This window comes from Nocardia sp. CC201C, assembly GCF_030010695.1.
Classification (GTDB): domain Bacteria; phylum Actinomycetota; class Actinomycetes; order Mycobacteriales; family Mycobacteriaceae; genus Nocardia; species Nocardia otitidiscaviarum.
Window position 1 is genome coordinate 1 of the sequence record NZ_JASCXP010000454.1, and the last position, 5,890, is coordinate 5,890.

At 68.0% G+C, this 5,890-nt stretch carries 6 protein-coding genes; 2 read left to right on the top strand and 4 right to left on the bottom strand.

Annotation, left to right across the window (positions count from 1 at the left end):
* The 4 genes from QK444_RS31410 to QK444_RS31425 form a co-directional block, all read right to left on the bottom strand.
* Positions 1–812, bottom strand: an 812-nt coding sequence (locus QK444_RS31410) for a response regulator transcription factor (RefSeq protein ID WP_282785699.1), incomplete at its 3' end; no start/stop codon positions are given.
* A gap of 296 nt (positions 813–1,108) precedes the next feature.
* Positions 1,109–2,383 carry a hypothetical protein gene (locus tag QK444_RS31415; protein WP_282785700.1) on the bottom strand — a complete coding sequence of 425 codons (1,275 nt, stop codon included), beginning with the start codon at positions 2,381–2,383 and terminating at the stop codon, positions 1,109–1,111.
* A complete protein-coding gene (locus QK444_RS31420) occupies positions 2,383–3,999 on the bottom strand; it encodes a tryptophan 7-halogenase (protein ID WP_282785701.1) in 1,617 nt (538 codons plus the stop codon). The genes QK444_RS31415 and QK444_RS31420 overlap by 1 nt, the downstream gene beginning before the upstream one ends.
* Positions 3,996–4,430: a DUF4440 domain-containing protein gene (locus QK444_RS31425; protein ID WP_282785702.1), complete on the bottom strand. Its 435-nt coding sequence runs from the start codon at positions 4,428–4,430 to the stop codon at positions 3,996–3,998. The genes QK444_RS31420 and QK444_RS31425 overlap by 4 nt, the downstream gene beginning before the upstream one ends.
* Before the next feature lie 159 nt (positions 4,431–4,589).
* On the opposite strand from QK444_RS31425, the gene QK444_RS31430 reads away from it, so the two are divergent.
* Both QK444_RS31430 and QK444_RS31435 read left to right on the top strand, forming a co-directional pair.
* On the top strand, positions 4,590–5,555 hold the full coding sequence (locus QK444_RS31430) for a hypothetical protein (RefSeq protein WP_282785703.1): 966 nt from the start codon (positions 4,590–4,592) through the stop codon (positions 5,553–5,555).
* A gap of 7 nt (positions 5,556–5,562) precedes the next feature.
* On the top strand, positions 5,563–5,890 hold a 328-nt coding region (locus tag QK444_RS31435; protein ID WP_282785704.1), incomplete at its 3' end, for a P1 family peptidase.

Sequence of the window (5,890 nt, forward strand, 5' to 3'; positions counted from 1 at the left end):
CCCCGGGGGGGGGCCCCCCCCCCCCCCCGGGGGCGGGCGGGGGCCCCCCCCCCCCCCCCCCCGCGGCCGCGGCCGCGCGTCCCGGTGGCGTCCAGGCCGGTCGCACGGCACAGATTCGCGCGGACGGCCACCACCGCGGCCTCGATCCGGCTGGCCACCCCGAGTTTGGTGAGGATGCGGCTGACGTGGTCCTTCACCGTATCCGGGCTGATGAACAGGCGAGCGCCGACCTCGCGATTGGACAGACCGTCGACAATCAGCAGCAGGATCTCACGCTCGCGTTCGGTCAGGGTCGCCAGACGTCGACGCGCATCGGGATCCGCTATGGCGGGGGTGAGTGGGGTGCGGTGCGGTGGGGCGGCGGCGACCATGACGCCGGTGGCCACCAGCTTCAGCGCGTGCAGTACCGCGGGTGGGCCGAAGTCGGCCGCCAGCAGGACATCCGGATGCTCGGTCGCGGAGCGGGGGACGCCGCGTGCCACCAGTAGCGCGATGAGCGGCGGGTGATCCAGTGCGCGCAGTCGACGGACGAGGGCGGGCAGGTCGCGTGGCACCTCCACCGACGCATCGAGCAGGACGATATCGGGGCGACAGCGCACCGCCCGCTCCACGACTTCGCCGCAGGTCGATCTCCCAGCGAGCGTCAGATTGACGACCGAGGCCGCCGCGCGCTCGAAATCGTCATGTACGAACGGGAATTCGGATGCGACGACCAGGGTGCGCCGGGTCTGCGACGACAACCGCGCTCCGGTGACGACGCTGATATTGGGGCATATCCGGGTTTCCAGCCCTGATCCACGAGTAAGCTGCATATCAGCCTCCGAGCTCGGTGCGGATGAAAGGTGCCGGGACGATCGGCGTCGGATGCTCCAAAACTGTGTCCTCCCATGTGCGTACGCCCTCGTTCCGAGCCCCCCCGAGCGTGATCGGATAAGCCTCGACAGCGTCGTCATGGCACGAACTTCTGTTGAATCTCTATCCGCGGAGATGCGTTCAACAGGCGGTCGGAATTGTTCTTATCGAAGATCACGACCCGCTACCGAGGAAGTCTAAGCGACCCACCATAGACCGACATACCCCCGAACAGGGGGGTGGAAGCCGGACGAACTCAGGCGATACGGCAGGTGACCAGCGGGCGCGTCCCGACCCGGACCCCGGACGGTATCAGCAGGTCAGCGCCACCGCCGTGGGCACAGTTGACCAGCAGCTCCAGCACCAGGTCGCGCTGAATCATACTGCCGCCCAGCGCGACGACCTCCGGCAGGACCGATATCAGCCCTCGCACAGCCGATTCCGGGTTCGCCCCGCAGTACTCCACGAAACTCTGCGCCACCCGTATCGCCGTACGGCGTGGTCGCACCATGTCGTCCCCGCTCCCGGCGCGGTCCTGCCCCAACTCCGCCGCGATCCGGCGGGCCAACTCGTGGCGGTCGGCCCCCACGATCGCGAGCAGGACGTGCAGATCGACGAACGCCGAATTGGAACCGGCCCGTATCTCCACCGCCCGGTCGGCCAGCGCGTCGAAATCGTCCGGCCCGGCGATGCCCGCCAATCGCAGTCGCCACAGCAGCGATACGGCGTCGCAGAACTGCATCGCCGAGGACGGACCGGCGACTGTGCCGAGGATCTCGGCCACCAGTTCGGTCAGCCCGTCACGGTCGGCGACCGCCATCGAGGCGAGGGCGCGATGCCAGGTCAGATGAGTCCGCAACAGGCAGCGCTGTGCGCTCCACCGGCTGTTCGTCGCGCCGAGCAGCGCGTCGACAGCACCGTAGTCGCGGCGCTCGAAATAGACGTGCGCGCAAGCGTGTACGGCCCAGGGATTGTCGACCGGGGCCAGTTCCAGCGCACGCTCACCGGCCGCGGCCGCGTCGGCACAGGCGTCGTTCTCGCCGTAGGCGAAGGCGAGCATGGCCAGCAGGTAAGGGTAGGCGGGGGTCGCGCCCTCGACCAGCAGCGGGCTGGATGTCAAGCGGGACAGCATGGTTCGCGTCTCCCCGGTCAGGAAGTCGACCTGATGCCCGGCGGCGAGCGCCAGTTCGTCGGCCGGGAATTCGGCCGATACGGCGAACAGTCGATCGCTGGCCGCTCGGTAGGCACGGTTCAGCAACAGCCGCACGACCTCGAGATGCGCCGTCTCCCACGGGCGGGTGGCGGCGGGATCGATCCGGTCGAGCGCCGCGCGGACATCGTCCGGCGGGCGCACGCCGCCCAGCAGATACTGGTAGGCGCGGAGCACGACGACCACGGGTGCACCCGCCGCCTCGCCGTCCACCGCGTCCAGGGACCACACCATGGATCGGTCGAACCGCAAGAGCCCGTTGACGAAACCCGCTACGACCCCCGACGCGCCATCACCGAGCGGCGACCTGTCGCCGGACATCAGGGCGCGACCGCACCCGAACGTTCCGTATCGGCCGCGGCCGGTAGCCCACCGAGATACAGCTCACGGATGCCGGGGCGGGCGTCGCGCGCCCAGGCGACGGCCCGCGCCACCTTCTCGGCATCGATATCGAAGAAGGGCTGCGACATATCGGTCAGCCCGAAAGACGGTGGCACGAAGTCGACATCGGCGAACAGGGTGCGGAATTCGCGCGCGGCGGTCTCCATACTGATCTCCCAGTTCCAATACGACTCGATGATCCGGTCAGCTCGACTGTAGAAGGCGTCGATGAAACCGTCGACCCGAGAACCCGGAGCCGAGCCCGGCCGCGGCACCGCTGGTCCGTCCCCGTTCGCCGTGACCAGATGGGATACCGTGCGCAACTGCTGTTCGGTGCGCATGGTCCCGGTCACCTGGTTGACCTGCCACACTCGGAACCAGGCGTTCCAGAGGTCGAAGGCGGCGAACGAGCGGAACGCACCCGACACCAGGAAGTCGTTCTCCTCGATCAGGCTGGCCTGCAACGCGTCGATGTCGGTGAAGACCTCCGGTACGAAGCCCGCCGCGAAGCGGTTGATCAGCCGCTCCGCCAACCGGTCCACGACCACGGCCGTGTTCTGCATGCCGCGCGAGAACAGCGGATCGATGAAGCCCGCGGCATTCGAGGTCAGGCACCAGCGCTCGCCGACCGTCCGGGTCGCCGTGTACTGGAGTCTGCCGGTGCTCGTCCACTCCCGCTCGGGGCGCGCATGCTCGAATTGCCGCGCGATATCGGGATGGTCGGCGAGGAAGGTGGCGAAGGCTCGCGCCGGGTCGGGAGTCGGGGATTCGTCGCCGTTGTCGATCCGCCAGCAGATGCCCACGCTGCACCGCGGATTCGCGGACCGGTCGCTGTTGTCGAAGGGAATGACCCACATCCAGCCGCCGTCGAAGACATGGTGCAGCGTCCCGGTGTGCCAACGCCGTGGGGCGCGGATGGATGTCACCTCGTCGAAGGGGATGACGCCGGTCATATGCGTGAAGATGGATTTCGACTTGGTGCGCAGTCCCTCGGTGGTGCGCAGGCCGAAAGCATCGGCCAGGTACGAACCACGGCCGGTCGCATCGACCACGTAGTCGGCCGAGATCCGCGTCCCGTCGACGCCTTCGAAACGGACACCGCGCTCGGTCACCTCGATGGTGCGCGTCGCGACACCCTCCAGCAGCGTCGCGCCGCGGTCGCGGGCCCGGCAGGCCAGCCAGTGGTCGACATCCGCGCGGTACAGGTGGGATTCGGTCGACACGATCTCCGACAGCGGGAACTGGTGCACCTTGGCGGAATCGGCGCGCTTGTCGTGGTAGACGAAGCCGAAATTGTCTTTCATGCCGCAGGTGCCGACGCGTTCGATCAGATCGTCGAACGACGACAGCGCCGCCAGTTCCGGCACACCGTATTTGACGCTCATCAGGGTGTAGAGCTTGGAGGTGTTCGGAATGGTGGATTCGCCGATCGCGAATCGGGGATGCGTCTTGGCGTCGACCATGCAGGTGCGCAGTCCGGCCGCTTGCAGGCACAGCGCCAGCGTGCTGCCGGACAGTCCGGAACCGAGGATGAGGACATCGAATTCGCCGTTCATCGCCGCACGCTCCCGGTGGATCCCCGCTGTAGCGGCGTCTGCTGGTGGTACTGCATCAGCCAGCGGGAGTTCCGCCGCACGTAGACGGTCGAGATCGCCGCGTAGATGCCGTCCAGCCCGACCCGCTTCTGGTACATCTCGTAGAACACCAGAAACGCGTCGGGTCCCAGCGCGCGCTCATGGAATTCGAGAATCTGATAGGTCTCTATCCGTGGAGCCGCGGCCACCGCGTCCAGCACGGTGCGCCGCGTCAGCGTGGCGTGCGGTGAGGGCACCGCGAACACCGCGTCCGCGGCCGTGACCCGCGCATAGAATTCGGCGCCCGCATCGGAACTCAATGCCCGCCATTGCCGGAACTCGATCTCGGTCGGACTCGGGTCGTCCGGCTCCCCCGCGACCGATCCGCCGTGGTCTTGCACCGCTGTGGTCATCATGAGCATCCACTTCTGTGCCGCAATAGATGCGCGAAATACTAATCTCCTTGTGGCACAAGAACATCCCCCTGAACGGGGGAATCGAACGAGACCGCGACCGGGGTACCCTCGCATCCGATGGGAGTGGGGCGGACCGCATGACGAGGTGGATGGCCGATGTGTACCTGCGTATTTCTTCTCGATGACAAGGCCGCACGTTTCCTCGCCATCGAGTCGCATGATCAATCCGTTTATCGGCCACACGGTTTCGAAGCGGCCCGAGCACTCGGCCTGCACGCGCGCTATTCGTACGGTCCACATTGGCACGACAATCCCGAACTCCGCCAGCGCGTCCCGACGGGCCACATCCCCGACCGTGACGCCCTGTCCGACGTGGTCGGCGGCCTCGACGCCGACGGCGGCACCTGGCTCGCGTTCAATCGCCGCAGCGGGGTCTACTGCCGACTGCTCACCACCGAGGCAGCCACGGCCGTCGCGACCCTGCCGATCCTGTGCGCCAGCGCCGCATCCGCACGGCACGCCGTACATCTCGTCGAGGAACTGGCGGCCCCCGACACCGAGGCCGCCGCGATCACGTACCGGCTGCTGATCGCCGACGCCCACGATGCCTGGGTGGTCGCCGTCGACGGCCCCGCCGAGGCGACGACCACGGCACTCGCCCCGGGGGTCCCACACCTGCTGACCACCGCCGACCCGCCGGACGGCAGCGCGCTCGGCAAGCGGCTCGTCGACCGCCTCACGCGATTGCCCGCCCCCACCGGGAGACCCGACTCCTGGGGAGCATGGCTTTCGGTCTATACCGGCGCGGACGACCCGGGTCCCGACTACGGCAGCCAGGCCTGGGCCGCGTACTCGCACTCCGCCGTACAGCCGCCCTTCGTCACGACGGGTGACGATTTACACAGGAACGCATCACTTTTCGCTCCGGCGAATCCGTATGACGTGGCCTGGACCGCCAGCGTGTCCCTGTACGCCGCGGCGCTCGACGGCGCGGAACTGTTCGCCTACAACGAACGCCAGCTGTTCCCCGACCAACCCGTGCCGACCGAGGTGACGCGAATGGGATTCCCGGCCACGCCGGACGACTTCTTCGTCTCGCTCGCGCGCCCGGCACCGAGGTGAGGACAGCGTGACAATCGGTATTCCCGGGGTGCGTGTCGGACATTGGACCGATGCGATCGGTGAGACGGGATGCAGTGTCGTCCTGTTTCCCGAGGGCACGACAGCGTCGTGCGAGGTGCGCGGCGGCGCGCCCGCCAGCCGCGAACTGGATGTGCTGGCACCGGACAAGATGGTGCCCTGCGCGGACGCCGCCGTGCTGACCGGCGGGTCCGCCTTCGGTCTCGCCGCCGCCGACGGCGTCATGCGCTTTCTCGAGGAGAGCGGTCGCGGGGTGCCCACTCCCGCCGGGCCGGTTCCCATCGTGCCGACCCTGGCGCTGTTCGATCTGGCCGTGG